This window comes from Polaribacter sp. Q13 (genome assembly GCF_016858305.2).
GTDB lineage: Bacteria > Bacteroidota > Bacteroidia > Flavobacteriales > Flavobacteriaceae > Polaribacter.
On sequence record NZ_CP074436.1, the window covers coordinates 2,206,254 to 2,229,129 of the forward strand.

At 33.0% G+C, this 22,876-nt stretch carries 7 protein-coding genes; 5 read left to right on the forward strand and 2 right to left on the reverse strand.

The features are described from left to right. Positions 1-193: 193 nt before the first annotated feature. The gene (locus JOP69_RS09335; protein ID WP_203394215.1) at positions 194-763 is read right to left on the reverse strand and encodes an RNA polymerase sigma factor; all 570 of its coding nucleotides are present in this window, start codon (positions 761-763) and stop codon (positions 194-196) included. A 202-nt stretch (positions 764-965) separates the two neighbouring features. Between JOP69_RS09335 and JOP69_RS09340 the strand changes: the two genes are divergently transcribed. The 3 genes from JOP69_RS09340 (at position 966) to JOP69_RS09350 (ending at position 4,264) form a co-directional block, all read left to right on the forward strand. Further along, positions 966-1,829: an RNA polymerase sigma factor RpoD/SigA gene (locus JOP69_RS09340; RefSeq protein WP_087520936.1), complete on the forward strand. Its 864-nt coding sequence runs from the start codon at positions 966-968 to the stop codon at positions 1,827-1,829. Positions 1,830-2,230: 401 nt separating this feature from the next. Then, positions 2,231-2,887 carry a ribulose-phosphate 3-epimerase gene (gene rpe / locus JOP69_RS09345; protein ID WP_203394216.1) on the forward strand — a complete coding sequence of 219 codons (657 nt, stop codon included), beginning with the start codon at positions 2,231-2,233 and terminating at the stop codon, positions 2,885-2,887. Continuing rightward, positions 2,888-4,264, forward strand: coding sequence for an exonuclease domain-containing protein (locus JOP69_RS09350; RefSeq protein ID WP_203394217.1), 1,377 nt, complete (start codon positions 2,888-2,890; stop codon positions 4,262-4,264). It begins immediately after the preceding gene. Between the two features lie 117 nt (positions 4,265-4,381). Here the strand turns inward: JOP69_RS09350 and JOP69_RS09355 are convergent, their stop codons facing one another. Further along, a complete protein-coding gene (locus JOP69_RS09355; protein ID WP_203394218.1) occupies positions 4,382-4,798 on the reverse strand; it encodes a CBS domain-containing protein in 417 nt (138 codons plus the stop codon). A gap of 527 nt (positions 4,799-5,325) precedes the next feature. Here JOP69_RS09355 and JOP69_RS09360 point away from each other — a divergent pair. Together JOP69_RS09360 and JOP69_RS09365 are read left to right on the forward strand one after the other, a co-directional pair. Continuing rightward, the gene (locus JOP69_RS09360; RefSeq protein WP_203394219.1) at positions 5,326-9,453 is read left to right on the forward strand and encodes a GEVED domain-containing protein; all 4,128 of its coding nucleotides are present in this window, start codon (positions 5,326-5,328) and stop codon (positions 9,451-9,453) included. A 1,025-nt stretch (positions 9,454-10,478) separates the two neighbouring features. After that, positions 10,479-22,319 (forward strand): cadherin-like domain-containing protein, encoded by an 11,841-nt coding sequence (locus JOP69_RS09365; RefSeq protein WP_215602571.1) that lies wholly within the window; start codon positions 10,479-10,481, stop codon positions 22,317-22,319. The last annotated feature ends 557 nt before the right edge of the window (positions 22,320-22,876 follow it).

Consider the following 22,876-nt stretch of genomic DNA (forward strand, 5'->3'; position numbering starts at 1 on the left):
TATTAGCTTTTATAATTCGATTTATTGTTACCATTGTTTAACAAGTCTCCAATTGTATTCGGATATTTCACTAAAAATAAATCAGCGATATCTAGAGTGAGTTTAATCATCGAAATATCGCTTAAAACTTTTTCTTTTAGAACTTTAGGCACACTGTGGTGATGTATAATTCTCTTAAAAGGATTGCTCATATTTATAATTCTTCATATGTTCTTACAAGTTTTTGTTTCGCTCTTTTAATTCTCATTTTAACAGCGCTTTCACCAATACTTAAAGATTCTTGAATCTCTTTAATCGTCATATCATCTTGATATTTCATTAAAAGAATCATCTTTTCTGTTGGATCAATTAAAGTTAATGCTTTTGCCAATTTCTCTGATTTCAACTCAAACAGAGTTACATCATCAATTTCTTGAAAATCATCTTCTTCTTTTATATTATCTGTAACAACCGTAACTTTTTCCTTCTTTTTAAAATCATTTCTTTGCACGTAATTTACACAGAAATTATAAGTAAAAGAATACAACCAAGTAGAAAACTTAGAATTACCCTTAAAGGTTTTTATTTTTACAAATAACCTGATAAAAACGTCATGTGTTAAATCTTCTGCTTCTTCCTTGTTTTTGGAAAAACCATAACACTTATTATAAACTACCTTAGAAAATCTATCATATAATACAGCAAACAATTGTGAGTTATTTGTTTCTACTATTTTAAAGACTAATTCTTCGTCGCTTAAAGCTTTAACATCTATCGTTTTCAATTCAGTTATTATTTTGACACAAAGAAATAAAAGAAGTCACATTTAAAATAAATAAAAAGTTTAAGCACCCTTTAATGTCGGTGAATGGCAAGAAACCTACTTTTAAAAAAAAACATGAAACTTTTTGTAACATAAAGTTAGATTCATACGTATAATAAAATGTAGCAATACATTAATCCTTTAAAAAGCAATAGAGAATTAGATGAGACAACTAAAAATTACCAAGCAGGTTACTAATAGAGAAACTGCATCGTTAGATAAATACTTACAAGAAATAGGTAAAGTAGACTTAATTACTGCTGATGAAGAAGTAGAATTGGCACAGCTTATTAAAGCTGGTGACCAAAGAGCATTAGAGAAATTAACAAAAGCAAATTTACGTTTCGTTGTATCTGTTGCAAAACAATACCAAAATCAAGGATTAACGTTACCAGATTTAATTAACGAAGGAAACTTAGGTTTAATTAAAGCAGCAAAACGTTTTGATGAAACAAGAGGTTTTAAATTTATATCATATGCCGTTTGGTGGATTCGTCAATCTATCTTACAAGCCTTAGCAGAACAATCTAGAATTGTACGTTTACCGTTAAATAAAATTGGTTCTATCAATAAAATTAACAAAATGTACGCTTTCTTAGAGCAAGAAAACGAAAGACCTCCAAGTCCAGAAGAAATTGCTAAGAAATTAGATATGACTGTGAATGACGTAAAAGAATCTATGAAAAATTCTGGTCGTCACGTATCTATGGATGCTCCTTTAATTGAAGGTGAAGATTCTAATTTATACGACGTTTTAAACTCTGGAGAATCTCCAAATCCTGATAGAAAATTATTACACGAATCTCTAAGAATAGAAATTAATAGAGCTTTAGAAACATTAACTCCACGTGAAGCTGATGTTGTAAAATTATACTTTGGTTTAGGAGAACACCAACCAATGACTTTAGAAGAAATTGGTGAAACTTTCGATTTAACTCGTGAGCGTGTTCGTCAGATTAAAGAAAAAGCAATTAGAAGATTAAAACACACTTCTAGATCTAAAATCTTAATGACTTACTTAGGTTAGCAATCGCAGATTGCATTAGGTATTTCACTTACAATCTTAAAAAGTATATAAAACTTAAAACTCTCAAATTCATTTTTGGGAGTTTTTTTTTGAAGCTATTTCCTGCTTTCACTACTCGCTTTTTTTATCCTAAAAAGGAATAAAAAAGAGCTCAAACAAACCGTTCAATCAGGGCTAAACCTATTAAAATTCAAATTTATTAAACACTAACATTTGCTTCTTTTTAAAAACCTTTTACCACGTAGTCACATAGAAAACCCAACGCTATGTTTTCTATGTGACTATGTGTTTAATTTATCAATCAGAAAATTTAAATAATAAAAAGATTACTTCTTCATTCTTTATCGCATTAACGAATTAATTACCTTTGCAAAATAAAATAACAACACAACAACAAATAAATGAGTAATTTACTTGCACCTTCAATTTTAGCAGCAGATTTTGCAAACCTACAAAGAGACATCGAAATGGTAAACAATAGTGAGGCCGATTGGTTTCATATTGATATTATGGACGGTGTTTTTGTACCAAACATTTCTTTTGGAATGCCGGTTTTAAAAGCAATTACAAAACACGCTACAAAAACAATTGACGTACATTTAATGATTGTAAACCCAGATCAGTACATACAAACATTTGCAGATTTAGGTGCAGATATTTTAACCGTACACTATGAAGCTTGTACTCATTTACACAGAACAATACAAGCCATAAAAGCAGCAGGAATGAAAGCCGGAGTTGCTTTAAACCCTCATACACCGATTGCCGTTTTAGAAGATGTAATTGAAGATTTAGATATGGTTTGTATAATGAGTGTAAACCCTGGTTTTGGCGGACAATCATTTATAGAAAACACGTTTAAAAAAGTAAGTCAATTAAAACACTTAATAGATTTTACAGAATCTGAATGTTTAATAGAGATTGATGGAGGCGTTACCTCTTATAATGCAAATGCATTAATTGAAGCTGGAGCAAATGTTTTAGTGGCAGGTAGCTTTGTTTTTGGAGCTGAAAACCCTACACAAACTATTGCCGACTTAAAAAAGACGATCGAATAATTGTTATACACAGTAGTAGACATAGAAACCACAGGAAATGGATATAAAGGTTCTAAAATAACCGAAATATCCATTTTAGTATTTGACGGAAAAGTGATTGTTGATGAGTTTACTACTTTGGTAAATCCAGAGCAAAACATTCCCGCTTTTATTACCAATCTTACAGGCATTACAAATGCAATGGTAAGAAATGCTCCTAAGTTTTATGAAATTGCAAAAAAGGTAGCAGAAATTACGGAAGACACCATTTTTGTAGCACACAATGTCAACTTCGATTATAATATTATTCACGAAGAATTTAAAAATTTAGGATTCTCTTTTAAACGAAAAAAACTCTGTACCGTTCGTTTATCAAGAAAGATAATTCCGGGTTTAAATTCTTATAGTCTAGGTAATATTTGTACTATTGAAAATATTCCTATTGTTGGCAGACACAGAGCAAAAGGAGATGCAGAAGCAACCACAGAATTATTTAGAAGATTAATAGAAAGAGATGATAATTTTACCATCAATTCTTTTTTAAACCCAAAATCTAGACAAGCCACCTTACCGCCTCTTTTAGACAAAAAAGTTGTCGATAATTTACCCGAAACTTTTGGCGTTTACTACTTTAAAAACATTGATAAAGAAGTTATTTATGTGGGTAAAGCCAATAATATAAAGCAACGTGTCATCAGTCATTTTTATGACAAAAAGAAAAAAGAGCAAACCATGTGTATGGAAACTGCCGATATTTCTTATACAAAAACAGGTAGCGAATTGCTGGCTCTTTTACATGAATCTGCAGAAATAAAACAAATTTACCCTAAATTTAATAGAACACAAAGACGGTCTGGAGAAGCTATTGGTTTATTTTCTTACGAAGACCAAAAAGGCATTATGCATTTAGCTTACAATCGGTTAAAATTGGTACCCAATCCAATGATGAAATATTACACTGTTGCCGAAGCTAGAAACCACTTAGAACTTCTTTGCAAAGAATATGTATTATGTCCAAAATATTGCCACCTGCAAACCAATGTTGCGAGTTGTTTCCATTATCAACTTAAAGAATGTAAAGGTATTTGTTGTGATAAAGAAGCCGTAGTTGATTATAATAAACGTGTAAAAGAAGCTATTAAATCTGTTGGCATTGGCGCAGAAAACATAGTTATTAAAGAAACTGGTAGAACGGAGAATGAAGTTGGTTTTGCCTTAATTTTAGATGGAATTTATCAAGGTTTTGGTTATGTAGATTTGCAGCAATCTGAACAATTAGAAAACCCAGAAGATTACCAGTTTTTTGTAGAACCTAAAAAAGACAATAGAGATATTCAGAGAATAATTGCTTCTTATTTAAAAAAACAAAGTACTGATAATAATGATATTACTAAATAAATAACGATTATTATTAACCCTTCTTTTAACCCAAAATAATTATTTTTAGAATCTTTTAAATAAAAAAAGAGGCTTTAAAAAAGCCTCTTTCTTACTAACTAACCAATATAAAAACCACTATAATTTCGCTACCAAATATTTTACTAAATCCCTTGTAGTAACTATTCCTACTAGTTCAGAATCTTCAACTACTGGTAAAGCGTGAAATCCTTTTGTTGTTAATAATTCTGCTGCATCTTTAATAGATGTATAAGGCGGAATTGCTGTAATATTTTTATCCATAACCTGTTTTATTGTAAATGTATTATTTACAAAACTATTTACAGAAGTTCCATCTTCATTTAAACGAGATTCACTAACTTTTTGTATATCAGAGTAACTTAACATCCCTATAATTTCCTTATCACGAACTACAGGAATATGTTTTATTTTATGTTCTATAAACATTTTTTCTGCGGTTACTAAATCTCCATCAACATTTAATGTAACTAAATTTGTTGCCATTATAGTTGAAATAGGTTCGTCTCTTCTCATAATTTCCCTTTTAAATATAAAAGCAAATTTCTGAATAAAACCAACCTTAAAAGATGATTTATATCAGTTTTAAAAAATTAATGAAATATTTAACTTCTGCTAATCAAATAGTATTAAGAAACACTTAAAGAAAAACACTTAAAACAATAACCAAATCGTTAATTAACAAGTATCATTTCACAATAAAAATCACATCTATAACTCTGGTTTCCAAGGAATAAATGATATTTTAAAAAAAAATAGTATTTTAGTACTATTGAATACATACAATACACAGGCCCCCGATGTAAGTTGTAATAGATTTTAAAAAAAATTACTAATTAGGGCCTAAGATATACAAAGGTTAAATATCCGTATACTATGAAATCAATAACTACCTACAATAAATAGCAACAAGAAACGTTCACAAATGTGACTTACAAAATAAAAGTGTGTCTTATAAGTAGAATCTGCTCATAGTTAAAACCCTAATTACAAGATAACTATTAAAAAAAAACATAATAATCATCCTCCAAAATAACTGAAAAATGTTTAACTTAAAAAATAATATTCTCTTTATAATAATATTATTTAGCTGTGTTATAAATAATACATATGCTCAATCTTCATATTGTACGCCTATAAATTCTAAGAGTAATAATACGTTTTTTATAAGTAAAGTAAGTTTTGGTGACATTTTTCAAAACTCAGATAATACGGCATCTGTTTACGAGTATTACAATACTTTATCCACACATACAGATGTTAATTTAGGGCAAGATTATCCTGCTTCTATTAGTTATCGTGCACCAAACTATAATACAAGCACATTAAAAGTATGGATAGATTTCAATAAGGATGGTGATTTTTCTGACTCCGGAGAAGAAGTGTATACCAACACAGTAACCGAACCTTTTAGTGAAGACGGGGTTCAAAAAGATTTTCAAATAAATATCCCCACAACTGCAACTACTGGAAAAACTAGAATGCGTGTAGCCATAAATAGAAAGAATATAAGTAATGCTTGTAATGCTGAACATCAAGCAGGTGAAATGGAAGATTATGATATTTACATAAAAGACGAGGTTGTAGCCCCCATTGCAAACTGTGTTGGTTCTATTAATATTAGTTTGGATGCACTAGGAAATGCATCTATAACAGCAGAAGATATTAACAACGGTTCTTACGATGCTTACGACACTCCAAATGGACTAGATTTACATTTATCATTAGACAAGTATAACTTTAGTTGCCAAAATGTTTCAACTCCCACAACCGTTACTTTAACCGTTGTCGATTCCGATGGCTTATCATCCACCTGTACATCAACCGTAAACGTTACATCTTATACTGGTAATTTTGTAGCTCCAACTTTAGAAGATATAAAAGAATATTGTTCATATACCGCTGCTACTCCCGTAATGAACCTTAATTGCACACAAGAAATTACAGCTACAACAACAGACGATACAACTTTTAACTCCCCAGGTTCTTACACTATAGATTGGGTATTTGATAATGGAACAACCACAAAAACGAGTACACAAAACATTACAATACAAACACCTACTTTACCTACTATTTCAATAACAAATATTAGTGAAACTACTGCAATAGTTCGTTGGGAATCTGAGGATACAGACTCTTTTATAGTACAATATCGTTTAAACGGCACTACAGCGTGGAATGAAATAACTTCTACCTTAAAATATGTAAAAATAACAGGTTTAGACGACGGTTTAGAATATGATGTACAAGTTAAAACAGCATCTACATGCGATGATAGTTATACTGGAACCGCTACTTTTAACACTGTAGACGTAGAATATTGTGATGACAATGTAGATATTGAGAAAAACAATAAATATTATATTTCTAATGTTCATATTGGAAATATCAACAACTCTAGTGACAGTAATGCAGATGTCTACAAATATTATAAAAACGTTTCGACAAATATCGTAGCAGGAGAAACATTTTCTGGAGAATTAACTTATACTAGAGACACTTATAATAATACATTTGTAACTGTCTGGATAGATTATAATAACAACGGTGATTTCTCAGACCCGGAAGATGAAATTTTTAGTGCCGCCAATCCTGCGGATATAAATAGTGTTTTTAACATAGCACTTACAAATATTTTAGTACCAGAAACTGCTGCATTAGGAAAAACAAGATTGCGTGTTAGCATTAAACACAATGCTACTCCTTCAACTGCTTGTAATTTTGATAGTCAAATAGGAGAAATTGAAGATTATGACATATATATAGGCCCAATAGACAATACAGCTTTTGAGTCCGCAATGATTACACAAGTACTTAACTACAATGAAACAGACAGATGGATAGAAGTTACAAACACAAATCTAACAGAAACAATACCCGCTAATAAAGTTGCTTTGGCTTTATTTAAAAACGTGTCTGGAGATCAGACAGGAGTTACGCCTTCTTCAACTTTTTTTATAAACTCAGAGATAGCACCTGGTGCAACTGTTTTAATTAAAAAACCAACTTCCACCTTTACTTCAACAGGTATAACCATAGAAGAAACTCAAATTACAGATTTTGGTGATGGTGATGACATCATTATAACTACAAAAAAAACAGATAACACAGCTTGGGAAAACAGGTATGACGTAGTTTCTTATATAAAAAACAACACTTCTCTAGTAAGAATAGATGAAACCATGGCTCCCAACAAAAATTATAATTCTGCAGAATGGGTAGAATTTATTGATGACGATATAACTCCATACCAAACAGTGGGGGAAACCGATGTTACTGGAACTAAAAGACACTCTCAAGACCCCTTAATTTCTGAAATTGAAGACTCTAATTCTGAAGCAAATACATTATTAGGACTACATAAGTTAAAAGAAACAACTACAAATATTGATGGTACTTGGGATAATGGTTTCCCTGACAGATCTCGTTCTGTTGTAATTGATCAGAATTTTGAACATTCTGTAGATAGACTAAGTGCAAGAACACTAGAAATATCAACAAATAAAACATTAACAGTAACAGACCAATTGTTAGTGGTTACTAATAATATAACTTTAAATGGAAACATTCGTTTAAAAGGTCCTTTATCTCAATTAGTACAAACACACTCGAGTACGAGTATGATTTCTGGTACTGGTAAATTGCTTATAGACCAAAAATCTATGGTACCTAGTTTGTATCGTTATAATTATATGAGTTCACCAGTTACTTCTGGGACTAACACCTATACTTTAAAAGACGTACTTAGAGATGGCACTGATATAGACAACCCTAAAATAATTAATTTTAAGGAGGGTTATGATGGTGCCACTACAGACCCTATTTCTTTAGCAAAATACTGGATATACACCTACTCTCCTGCCACTAACGGAAGATCTAATTGGGAACATCAATATGATAATCTTCCTATTAAAAAAGGTGACGGTTATATTTTTAAAGGACCCGGAAAATTATTAGGTCAAAATTATACCTTTATAGGAACCCCAAATGATGGTGATTTTGACACTGCGCTTCCTATAGGTGCGGGACAAGATTATTTAATAGGAAACCCCTTTCCTTCTGCAATGAATGCTAGAAAATTTATTGAAGATAATAGCACCATCACCGGAACGCTTTATTTCTGGGAACATCATGAAAGTAAACTTGGTGAAGTAACGGGAATAAACGGACATATATTTGGTGGCTATGTTGGTGGCTATGCAACCGTAAACTTATCTATGGGATTAAAAGCTGCAGACGCTACAATTTCTAGTAATGTAAATAACGGAACTTCTGGCTTAGGCAATGATACTTATACAAAACCAGAAGCATATATAGCCGTTGGGCAAGGTTTCTTTATAGAAGGAGGTACAGGTGGTGCAATTAACTTTAACAACAGCCAAAGAGCTTATGTTCCTTTAGCGGATGGTGAATCTGTGTTTTATAAAACAAATACAAAAAGCAGTAAGACAGCAACCGTAAATACGAGTAATTTATTACCTATTATTAAATTAGGTTTGGATTATAAAAACAAGGACGACTTATTGCTACACCATCAAATTGGTATTTCTTTTGATAAAACAAATTCTTTTAATTTTGATAGAGGATATGACTCTGAACTTTATGAAACTAATGAAACAGCTGTATATTGGAAATTCCCTAATAATGACACCAAGTATGTAATTGCTGGGGTACAAGCTATTTCAGATCATTTAGAAGTTCCTTTAGAAATTACAATGGGCTATTCTGGAACGGTAGATATAATGGTAGATGAAATTCAGAATGTTTCTAATCACCTATTTCTTACAGATAAACTTACCAGTGAATCTTATAATATTACAGATGGTAAAATTACATTAACTCTAGATAAAGGAGTATATACAGATCGTTTTGTGCTTGCTTTTGCTACAAATAGTGCACTAAGTATAGAAGAAGATAGCTTATCTATGTACACCAATATTTATGCAGATAATGAGAATCATCAAATTGTAATTTCTAAAAACAACGAAGTAAACATTACCAATGTGGAGTTATTTGACATCCTTGGTAAAAAGGTAAATCTTTGGGAAATTACAGAACAAAAAAATACGTATCAATTAGAGATTAAAAATAAAATACTTACAGGTATTTATATTGTAAAAATAGATACAGACAAAGGTACAATGAATAAGAAAATTGTAATTGAGTAATAATATGACTTCTTGCTTTTAAAGAACAAGAAGCCACATTATTATAAACACTTAAAATAGAAAGGATTGATAATAAGAAGTTTTTAAGAAAAATGTTTCTTCTTTTATTGTAATTCTTAGTTACGTCCCCTAATAGCTAAACTCCTTTCTATCCTTTTTAAAAAGAGGATAGCTCCATATCCAAAGACTTTAACACTACAATAAGTTTAAAAAACATAATTATTTAGTATTTTATAAAATTTACCCCAACATAACTAACTAACTAACAAAAGAATAACGATATTTGTAATCTAAAATTTCTTATTATGCTATTACATTTAAAAGATACGAATTTATTTGTGGTAATAATTCGTTCTATATTAAATGATTACTTCCTCTTCTTTCAAAGATTAATAACAACAAAACATTTAAGTTCAATAAAGAATTATTGCTCTATAATTGAAAACAGTGTTATTAACATTGATAAAATAAAGAACATCAATCAATATACATCAAAGACAAATTAACGGGTACAACATAGCAAATAAATAAGTCTGGTGAAATTTATCTATTAAAAACAGACACATACACAGATAGATTTTAATTAGCTTTTAAGACTGAAGCCAATACTGTATTAAGTGTAAACGATGATGAATTTTCTGGTTTAGCTAGTTTTTACGAGAACTATGATAATCAGCGTATTATAATAGTTAAAAACAGCAAAGTAAACATAGAAACTGTAGAATTGTTTAACATTCTTGGTAAAAAACTAAGTTAATTAACAAAAAACTATGTACCCTTTAGAAATTAAAAATGCTAATTCTAACTAAAACTCTCATAGAGGCCCAATTGATGAACCAAACTCTATAAAAGAATACTGACATTTTAAAACTATATAAAACTGAAAAACTATACGTATTTCTAAAATAGTTTGAAATAAAAAATTTAAATAATAATTAAAGTGACTTTTTAATTCTAAAAGGGTCTTAACCTTGATGGCTTATTAATAATAACATTTTTTTGCACTTTTTAAAAAATTTTCTTACATGATTAAATATCTACTAAAAACGAAACTATTTGGGGGAATAATTCGTTTTAAATTTAAAACTCCTTTACATTTATTCATTGTATTTGTGTTGTTTTCTTTAATAAATACAAATGCACAATGTGATAGTCCTAATTTCACTCTAGATAGTGACCAAAGCAGTAACTATACTTTTTTAGCAGGTGTTACTAAAATTGAAGGTGCAATTCGTATTTATAATTCAACTGCTACTTTTAATGATGGAGCAGTGATTTGTATTTCGGAAGGAAATTCTTTAACAATTTCAAATTCTTCTTCTTCTGCAGGAAGTATCTCTTTTATAATAGAAGGTGGCGAATTGATTTTTAACCAAAACCCACAATTTGATGCTAATGTAAAAGTAAAAATAAGTAAAACAGGAACATTTACAGCTTTAAACACAATTAGTTTTAACGGTGGTAAAAATGAAATATATAATGAAGGAAAACTAAATGTTAGTCAATCATTACAATTTGGATCAGGTTCTAAAAATGAAATTGACAATATAGGCACACTAACTGTTGGTGGTGAAATAAATGCTCAAGGTACTGGTTTAAGTCATTTTAGAAACCAGAATATAATGGTTGTTGGTAATAATTTTCAAATAAGTTCTGAAACAACTTTTGTTAACTGTGCAGAATTTACATCTGATAACTCTTTTAACAACAAAGGATTGGTTGTTAATACAGGTACTTTTAATATTAATAATGGGTCAGTAGAAATAGGACAAAATACATCGGTATTTAAAAATTTTGGTAGTTTTTCTGTAAACGGAGATATAAATCTAACTGGAGAGTTTTATAACGAAGGGTTTGCAGATATTAAATCAAGGATACAAGGTGGTGGAAATGTAACAGGTCCTCCAACATCAGAATCTAAAACAGGTTATATTAAAATTGGTGGTCAATCAAATATTAGTGGAACAGTTGGCCCAAATCTAGATTTCTCATACACATTTACTACAGGTGTACCAATACAAAGTACAAAAATAGACCCATCAGTTACATATAATTGTGCTGATAATGGTAGTTGTAATAACCCAATGGATACCACAGAAGTCTGTGCTAATTTAGACGGTACAATACCTTGTGCTTTAAATGATCCTGGCACACTAAATGGCTCTTGTATAAACGGTTCTGACTTACAATTTACATTAAATTTAACAGGAAACGGTAAAACAGGAGGATCATATACAATTTCAGACACTACAGTAAGTACAGGTTCATACGGTACATCTACTGTTTTTATTATAACTGGCGGTGCAGATAGTAACGACAGAACTATTACTATTACAGATGTAGATGACCCAGATTGTAATTTAACATTTACAGTTACAGGAACGGTATCTTGTGATAATGATAATGATGGTGTAGATGATTATTTAGACTTAGATGATGATAATGATGGTATTTTAGATACAACTGAATATAATTGTTCTCCTCAAAATTTAGTTTGGAGCGATCATTTTAATGAAGGAACTAGTCCAAGTACTGGAGATGATCCTACAACTGCTACCGCTAGTCCAACTTTAAGTTTTGATGGTGTAGATGTAACTGTTTCAAGAACAACTAATACAACTGGAAATTGGAAAATTGAAAACTCTTATTCTACAACATACGCATACGTTTGGCGACAAGAATCGATATCATATGGAGAAACTATAAATACATTCCAATTTTCTAGATCGGTTAATGATTTGTCTTTTACGGTTTATGACGTAGATGCTGCTATATCGTTTATCGATGAAATTTATTTTGAGGTTATATCACAAGGATCTTCTTATATAATGACACCCTCAGATTATACGTTCAGCGGAAGTATTACCAATTCTTCTGATAATACTTTTACAGGTGCAGGTACAGATGAAAATTTACAAATCAATTTTTCGGTTCCCGTAGATAAGTTAGTAATTCACTATAAACAAGTAGCAAACAGTGCTTCTGGAAACCAGGCAACTGCAATAGGAGATTTGTCTTTCTGTGTTCCTGCAGATACAGACAATGATGGCATACCAGATTATTTAGATACAGATAGTGATAATGATGGTTGTAGCGATGCTGATGAAGCATATTACGGTACCGTTAATAATGCAGACGGAGACAATAATGGTACTTATGGTACTGGTACTCCAACCGTTAACAGTAGTAATGGTAAGGTAACTTCTGCTTCATATAGCACTCCAAATACTTATTATTTAAATGCTACTGCAAATACTTGTGAAGATAACGATAATGATGGAATAGCAGATTTTGAAGATTTAGATGATGATAACGATGGTATTTTAGACACTGACGAATTAAATTGTCTTTCAGCTTCTACTGCTACAGATGGTATAACTGATTCTCAAGGTTTTGCTTCTACTACATCTATAAATGATGGGGATGTTGTTGCAGACGACGGGTTTGCTATGAATAATACTAGTCATTATTTTATTTTAGATTTAGGTCAAGTATATGAATCAGGAACTACAATTAAGTTTGATATTTGGGGAAATAACACAAGTACAAGAACAGTCGTAACATCAGAAATCCCTTTAGGCACCTATTCAACTACTAATTTAATAAATTCACAAACAAATGCTGTTGGTGTAGATACTTTAGCAGACTATAGTTATACTCTAGAAAGTGCTACACAATATGTACAAGTAGATATGGTTGCTAGAAGTGGTGGTAGAACTGAATGGGTAGAAGCTACTATAACTTTAAATTGTAGTTCTCAAGATACAGACGGCGACGGAATTTCAAATCACTTAGATTTAGATAGTGATGGAGACGGTTGTTTTGATGCCTTAGAAGGTGCAGAAACAATTACAGCTTCTCAATTAACAAGCACAGGTGCAATAACCGGAACCGTAGATTCAGATGGAGTTCCTACTGCTGTAAGTGCCGGTGGTCAAGGCCAGGGTGCTGGTACTTCTACCGACAAAGACATTCAAAGTTCAGAATGTAATACAGCTGTAAACACAGTAAATGACATCAATCAAACTCCCATAAATACATCTGTTGATGGCGCATTATTAACTAATGACGAAAATGTAACAAGTGTAACTTCGGTTATTATAAATGGTACTACAACTGCTGTTACTACTGCAGGAGTAACTATTAATAATATTCCTGGTGTAGATGAAAACAATGTTGCAGTTCCTAATGCTGGTACAATTACAATCAAAGAAGACGGAACGTATACCTTTACTCCTACTCCTGGTTTTACAGGAACTATCGATCCGATAACCTATACAGGTGAGGGAGCAGATAATGAAACAGATACAGCTACTTTATCCATTGAAGTAATTCCAAACATTCAGCCAGTTGGAAATAATCCGCCAACAGCGCAAAACGATGTAAATACTACAGAGTTAAATACAACGGTAAACGGTACCGTACTTAATAATGATAGTGATCCAGATAGTAATCCTCTTACAGTAACATCTGCAACAGGTTTAACTATTGGTTCTGCTTCTTCTGTTAGCGGTGTAGATGAAAATGGAGCTACTGTAAATGCGGGTACTGTTCAATTAAATACCGATGGAACGTATACATTTATTCCGGCTACAGGTTTTACAGGTACTGTAAATGATATTACCTACACTGTTTCTGATGGAAATGGTGGAACTGATACCGCAATTCTTAACTTAAATGTAATTGCTAATTTTGGCAACAATACTTTTACAAATGATGATGCAAACTCTGCGCCGCAAGGAACAGATATGACTGGAAACTTATTGGCGAACGATAATGACCCAGAAGGTAATGACCAAGATATTACTAGTATTTTAGTAGACACAAATGGAGACGGAACAGCAACTTCGGTTACTCCAGTTGCTGGAACTCCAATAAATGTTTATGAAGATGGAGTGAAAGTTGGTACAATTGATGTAAATCCTGAAACAGGTGCATACACCTTTAAACCAGAATCTACTTTTGTTGGTACTTTGCCTGTTACTTACACAGCATGTGATGACGCAACGACTCCTGCTTGTGACCAAGCTACTTTGTATTTGACTTCGATTCCTGTAGATATTACGGCAGAAAACGATATCAATCAAACGCCACAAGACACACCTGTGGACGGTGCTTTATTAACAAATGATGAAGGTGTTGATAGCGTAACTACTGTAAAAGTAGGAACTACTGATTATACTGTTCCTGCAGGAACTACTGGAACTCCAGGAAGTGTAGTAATTACAAACGTACCCGGTGTAGATGAAAACGGAAATCTAGTTACAAATGCAGGTTCAATAACTATTAAATCTGACGGAACTTACTCTTTTGAACCTACCGCTGGTTTTACAGGAACTATCGATCCGATAACCTATACTGGTAAAGGTGATGGTACTGCTACAGATACAGCAATATTATCTATTGAAGTAATTCTGAATGTGCAGCCAAATAGCAATCCGCCAACGGCGCAAAACGATGTTAATACTACGGAAGTTAATACAACAATTACAGGCTCAACTGTATTGGCTAATGATTCTGATACAGATAATACAAATGCTGAATTGACAGTTTCTTCTACGCAGGTTACTACCGGTACTGCAACTCAAGTTTCTGGAAAAGATAAAGACGGAAATGATGTTACAGATGCTGGTGATCTTACTTTAAATGCTGACGGAACCTATACGTTTGTTCCTTCTACAGACTTTACAGGTACCATTAATGATATTACATACACCATAACTGATCCTGATGGTTTAAAAGATACCGCAATTCTTAGTATAGATGTAATTGCTAATTTTGGCAACAATACTTTTACAAATGATGATGCAAACTCTGCGCCGCAAGGAACAGATATGACTGGAAACTTATTGGCGAACGATAATGACCCAGAAGGTAATGACCAAGATATTACTAGTATTTTAGTAGACACAAATGGAGACGGAACAGCAACTTCGGTTACTCCAGTTGCTGGAACTCCAATAAATGTTTATGAAGATGGAGTGAAAGTTGGTACAATTGATGTAAATCCTGAAACAGGTGCATACACCTTTAAACCAGAATCTACTTTTGTTGGTACTTTGCCTGTTACTTACACAGCATGTGATGACGCAACGACTCCTGCTTGTGACCAAGCTACTTTGTATTTGACTTCGATTCCTGTAGATATTACGGCTGAAAATGATATCAATCAAACGCCACAAGACACACCTGTGGACGGTGCTTTATTAACAAATGATGAAGGTGTTGATAGTGTAACTACTGTAAAAGTAGGAACTACTGATTATACTGTTCCTACAGCAACTGGAGGAACTCCAGGTAGTATAGTAATTACAAACGTACCCGGTGTAGATGAAAACGGAAATCTAGTTACAAATGCTGGTACAATTACTATTAAATCTGACGGAACTTACTCTTTTGAACCTACCGCTGGTTTTACAGGAACTATCGATCCGATAACCTATACTGGTAAAGGTGATGGTACTGCTACGGATACAGCAATATTGTCTATTGAAGTAATTCCGAATGTGCAGCCAAATAGCAATCCGCCAACGGCGCAAAACGATGTTAATACTACGGAAGTTAATACAACAATTACAAACGCAACGGTACTTTCTAATGATTCTGATCTTGATGGAGATACTTTAACAGTAACCGCTGCTAATGGATTAACTATTGATACTGCAACACAAGTTACTGGTAAAGATAAAAATGGAGTTGTAGTTGCAAATGCAGGTACTCTTCAATTAAATACGAATGGAACTTATGAGTTTATTCCTGCTACTGATTTTACAGGAACTGTAGACGATATTACCTACACAATTTCTGATGGAAACGGTGGTACAGACACCGCAATTCTTAGCATAGATGTTATTGACAATTTAGGAAATAACACTTTTGCTAATGATGATGCCAACTCTGCTCCACAAGGAACAGATATGACTGGAAACTTATTGGCGAACGATAATGACCCAGAAGGTAACGACCAAGATATTACAAGTATTTTAGTAGACACAAATGGAGACGGAATAGCAACTTCGGTTACTCCAGTTGCTGGAACTCCAATAAATGTTTATGAAGATGGAGTGAAAGTTGGTACAATTGATGTAAATCCTGAAACAGGTGCATACACCTTTAAACCAGAATCTACTTTTGTTGGTACTTTGCCTGTTACTTACACAGCATGTGATGACGCAACGACTCCTGCTTGTGACCAAGCTACTTTGTATTTGACTTCGATTCCTGTAGATATTACGGCTGAAAATGATATCAATCAAACGCCACAAGACACACCTGTGGACGGTGCTTTATTAACAAATGATGAAGGTGTTGATAGTGTAACTACTGTAAAAGTAGGAACTACTGATTATACTGTTCCTACAGCAACTGGAGGAACTCCAGGTAGTATAGTAATTACAAACGTACCCGGTGTAGATGAAAACGGAAATCTAGTTACAAATGCTGGTACAATTACTATTAAATCTGACGGAACTTACTCTTTTGAACCTACCGCTGGTTTTACAGGAACTATCGATCCGATAACCTATACTGGTAAAGGTGATGGTACTGCTACGGATACAGCAATATTGTCTATTGAAGTAATTCCGAATGTGCAGCCAAATAGCAATCCGCCAACGGCGCAAAACGATGTTAATACTACGGAAGTTAATACAACAATTACAAACGCAACGGTACTTTCTAATGATTCTGATCTTGATGGAGATACTTTAACAGTAACCGCTGCTAATGGATTAACTATTGATACTGCAACACAAGTTACTGGTAAAGATAAAAATGGAGTTGTAGTTGCAAATGCAGGTACTCTTCAATTAAATACGAATGGAACTTATGAGTTTATTCCTGCTACTGATTTTACAGGAACTGTAGACGATATTACCTACACAATTTCTGATGGAAACGGTGGTACAGACACCGCAATTCTTAGCATAGATGTTATTGACAATTTAGGAAATAACACTTTTGCTAATGATGATGCCAACTCTGCTCCACAAGGAACAGATATGACTGGAAACTTATTGGCGAACGATAATGACCCAGAAGGTAACGACCAAGATATTACAAGTATTTTAGTAGACACAAATGGAGACGGAATAGCAACTTCGGTTACTCCAGTTGCTGGAACTCCAATAAATGTTTATGAAGATGGAGTGAAAGTTGGTACAATTGATGTAAATCCTGAAACAGGTGCATACACCTTTAAACCAGAATCTACTTTTGTTGGTACTTTGCCTGTTACTTACACAGCATGTGATGACGCAACGACTCCTGCTTGTGACCAAGCTACTTTGTATTTGACTTCGATTCCTGTAGATATTACGGCTGAAAATGATATCAATCAAACGCCACAAGACACACCTGTGGACGGTGCTTTATTAACAAATGATGAAGGTGTTGATAGTGTAACTACTGTAAAAGTAGGAACTACTGATTATACTGTTCCTACAGCAACTGGAGGAACTCCAGGTAGTATAGTAATTACAAACGTACCCGGTGTAGATGAAAACGGAAATCTAGTTACAAATGCTGGTACAATTACTATTAAATCTGACGGAACTTACTCTTTTGAACCTACCGCTGGTTTTACAGGAACTATCGATCCGATAACCTATACTGGTAAAGGTGATGGTACTGCTACGGATACAGCAATATTGTCTATTGAAGTAATTCCGAATGTGCAGCCAAATAGCAATCCGCCAACGGCGCAAAACGATGTTAATACTACGGAAGTTAATACAACAATTACAAACGCAACGGTACTTTCTAATGATTCTGATCTTGATGGAGATACTTTAACAGTAACCGCTGCTAATGGATTAACTATTGATACTGCAACACAAGTTACTGGTAAAGATAAAAATGGAGTTGTAGTTGCAAATGCAGGTACTCTTCAATTAAATACGAATGGAACTTATGAGTTTATTCCTGCTACTGATTTTACAGGAACTGTAGACGATATTACCTACACAATTTCTGATGGAAACGGTGGTACAGACACCGCAATTCTTAGCATAGATGTTATTGACAATTTAGGAAATAACACTTTTGCTAATGATGATGCCAACTCTGCTCCACAAGGAACAGATATGACTGGAAACTTATTGGCGAACGATAATGACCCAGAAGGTAACGACCAAGATATTACAAGTATTTTAGTAGACACAAATGGAGACGGAATAGCAACTTCGGTTACTCCAGTTGCTGGAACTCCAATAAATGTTTATGAAGATGGAGTGAAAGTTGGTACAATTGATGTAAATCCTGAAACAGGTGCATACACCTTTAAACCAGAATCTACTTTTGTTGGTACTTTGCCTGTTACTTACACAGCATGTGATGACGCAACGACTCCTGCTTGTGACCAAGCTACTTTGTATTTGACTTCGATTCCTGTAGATATTACGGCTGAAAATGATATCAATCAAACGCCACAAGACACACCTGTGGACGGTGCTTTATTAACAAATGATGAAGGTGTTGATAGTGTAACTACTGTAAAAGTAGGAACTACTGATTATACTGTTCCTACAGCAACTGGAGGAACTCCAGGTAGTATAGTAATTACAAACGTACCCGGTGTAGATGAAAACGGAAATCTAGTTACAAATGCTGGTACAATTACTATTAAATCTGACGGAACTTACTCTTTTGAACCTACCGCTGGTTTTACAGGAACTATCGATCCGATAACCTATACTGGTAAAGGTGATGGTACTGCTACGGATACAGCAATATTGTCTATTGAAGTAATTCCGAATGTGCAGCCAAATAGCAATCCGCCAACGGCGCAAAACGATGTTAATACTACGGAAGTTAATACAACAATTACAAACGCAACGGTACTTTCTAATGATTCTGATCTTGATGGAGATACTTTAACAGTAACCGCTGCTAATGGATTAACTATTGATACTGCAACACAAGTTACTGGTAAAGATAAAAATGGAGTTGTAGTTGCAAATGCAGGTACTCTTCAATTAAATACGAATGGAACTTATGAGTTTATTCCTGCTACTGATTTTACAGGAACTGTAGACGATATTACCTACACAATTTCTGATGGAAACGGTGGTACAGACACCGCAATTCTTAGCATAGATGTTATTGACAATTTAGGAAATAATACTTTTGCAAATGATGATGCCAACTCTGCTCCACAAGGAGAAGAAATCTCCGGTAATGTATTGAGTAACGATAATGATCCTGAAGGAAATACGCAAACAGTTACAGCACAAACAAATGTTATTCCAAATATTGGTACAGTAACCATAGCAACCGATGGTTCTTATACTTTTGTTCCTGAATCTGATTTTGCTGGAACTGTTCCGGTAATATACAACGTATGTGATAATGCAACTCCACAAGCTTGTGACCAAGCTACTTTGTATTTGACTTCGATTCCTAAAATAATTGCTGCAGATGCAATGATTACACAAGTATATCAAGTTGGTACAGAAAGATGGATTGAAATTACAAATATTGGGACAACAGATATTCTTGCAAATACTATTATAGTACAATTGTATAAAGATCAAACAACGGATCCTACAGAAGCGCCAAACGTTTCTTATACAATTACAACTTTATTAGAAGCTGGTGAATCTGTATTGTTTAAAAACTCTGCAAACGGAATTGTGAATTTAAGAAGTACGGCAACAGTTGTTGAAAAAGATGACTTAACAGATCTTGAAGGAGGAAATGATATAATTACACTTTCTACCGCTACAGGTACTACTTCATGGGCCAATAGATATGATGTTGTTAAAGACATCGCAAACAACACTTCAGTTGTAAGAATTGATGACAGAGGTGATAATACATTTGGACCTATAAAAGACTATATAAGTTCTGATTGGGTAGTATTTATTGATGATGCAATTACTCCTTATCAACCGGTAGGTACTGAAACAGCTGACATAACAGCTATTGTAAGACATCCTCAAGATGCTTTAATCTCTGAAATAAAAAAGTCTAGTTTAGAGGCAAATACTTTGTTAGGTTTACATAGAGTTAATATTACAACTTCTAATTCTAGCAGTAACACTTGGACAAATGGATTCCCAGACAGATCTCGTCACGTAGTAATAGACCAAGATTTTGAACATACTGGTAATAGATTAAGTGCTAGAAAACTAGAAGTAGCTGCTACTTTCACGTTAACAGTAACAGATCAATTGTTAGTAGTTACTAATGATATTATTTTAGATGGTAATATCCGTTTAGCTGGTACATCTCAATTAGTACAAACACACACAGGTACTAGTACAATTACAAGTACAACTGCAGGTGTTATGGGGAATCTTTTAGTAGATCAAAATTCTACAATACCAAGTTTATATAGATATGGGTACATGAGCTCCCCAGTTAATTCATCTGGCTCTACATACTCCATAGAAGATGTTCTTAAAGATGGTACTATACCATTAGATGCTACCTCTGTAGTAGGAACTACCATAGCAAAAGATATTACTTTTGTTAGTGGATATGATGGTACTTATGACGAAACTACAAATACCGTGGCTATTTCTTTAGCAGATTACTGGATATACACATACGCTCCAGGATCTACAGGAAGAGCTAATTGGGTACATAAGTGGAGAGCGGGAACAATAGATAGAGGTGATGGGTTTATTTTTAAAGGACCTGGAAAAGAACAAAATTATACTTTTATAGGTATTCCTAATGATGGTAACTTTAATACAGCACTTCCTATTGGTGCTGGTGAAGATTATTTAGTTGGTAACCCTTTTCCTTCTGCTATGAATGCTAGAAAGTTTATGGAAGACAATGTTAGTTCTATTAATCAAACACTATATTTCTGGGAACATCACAAAAGTGCTATCGGTGAAGGAAACGGAATCGATGGACACATATTTGGTGGATACATTGGTGGATATGCAACACTTAACTTAGCAACAGGAACAGCTGCAGATAGTTCTATCCCTAGTAATAAAGATAACGGAACTTCTGGTTTAGGTACTGCTAAATATAATGAACCTAAACCATATATTGCTATGGCACAAGGTTTCTTTGTAGAAGGAAACGGAACTGGTGGAGTTATAAAATTTGATAATAGTCAAAGAGCTTATGTAACCGAAGAAGGTGGTATAAATGCAGAATCTGTATTCTTTAAAACAAATGCAAAAAGCAGTAAAACTGAAACTAAAAGCAATTTATTACCTATTATTAAATTAGGTTTCGAATATAAAAATGCTGAAGACTTATTCTTACACCATCAAATAGCAATTTCTTTTGATCAAGTAAATTCTTTTGATTTTGATAACGGATATGACTCTGAAGTATACGAAACTGGTAAAACAGACCTATACTGGAAATTCCCTTCAGATGATAACAATTATGTAATTGCAGGTGTACAAGAAATCTCTAATGAATTAGAAGTGCCTTTAGAACTTGCAATGGACTATACAGGTCAAGTAAATCTAATGGTAGATGAAATTCAGAATGTATCTAGAGACATTTACATTACAGATAAGCTTACAGGAATTTCTTATAACATTACTAGTGATATAATTACTTTAGACCTAGAGAAAGGTACATATACAGATCGTTTTGTATTCGCTTTTAAAGAAACTTCTGTACTTGGTTTAGATGAAGATATCTTAGCTGCATATACTAATATCTATGCAGACAACGAAAACCATCAAATTGTAATTTCTAAAAACAATGAAGTAGCAATTAATAAAGTTGAGTTGTATGACATACTTGGTAAAAAAGTGAGTCTTTGGAATATTAAAGAGCAAAAAACCACGTACCAATTAGACATCAACAAACAAATACCAACAGGTGTCTACATTGTAAAAATGAATACCAATAAAGGTTCAATAAACAAGAAAGTAGTTATTGAATAATGCTTTAGAGAAGTACTTAAAATAGCAGAACAATTATTAAATTTAAACCAGCGAATTCATTTTCGCTGGTTTTTTTTGTGATCATAAATGCAACATAAATGGGTAAAATTTGTCATGCTAAAGTTATTTCTGAATCTAAAATTTAAAAAATAAATCGTAATTTTTTAAACTTAATCGTTTGCTGTACAAACTATATGATTAATAATTACTACTTTTGCAACTTAAAAATTTCTTTTTAATGACCAAGCTCATAATTGGAATGAAAATATTTGGGGGAATATTTCATTTTACAATACAGGTCCCCATCTATTTTGTTCAAAAAATAAAAAAAACTTTAAATCAAGTAGAAACTTCCTTGTTTTTAATACTTAAAAGTTTAAACAAGCCTATTCGTGCGCTCAAGCATGAAATAGCAATTGGACAAGAATTAGCCACAAAAAAACAACTAATACTTATAAAATAATAAATAACTTTAATCTTTAGAAATAAAAGTGACTTTTCTATTTTAAAAAGGTCTTAAACTTGGTACTCGTTCATAAAAACGATGCACAAGCTGC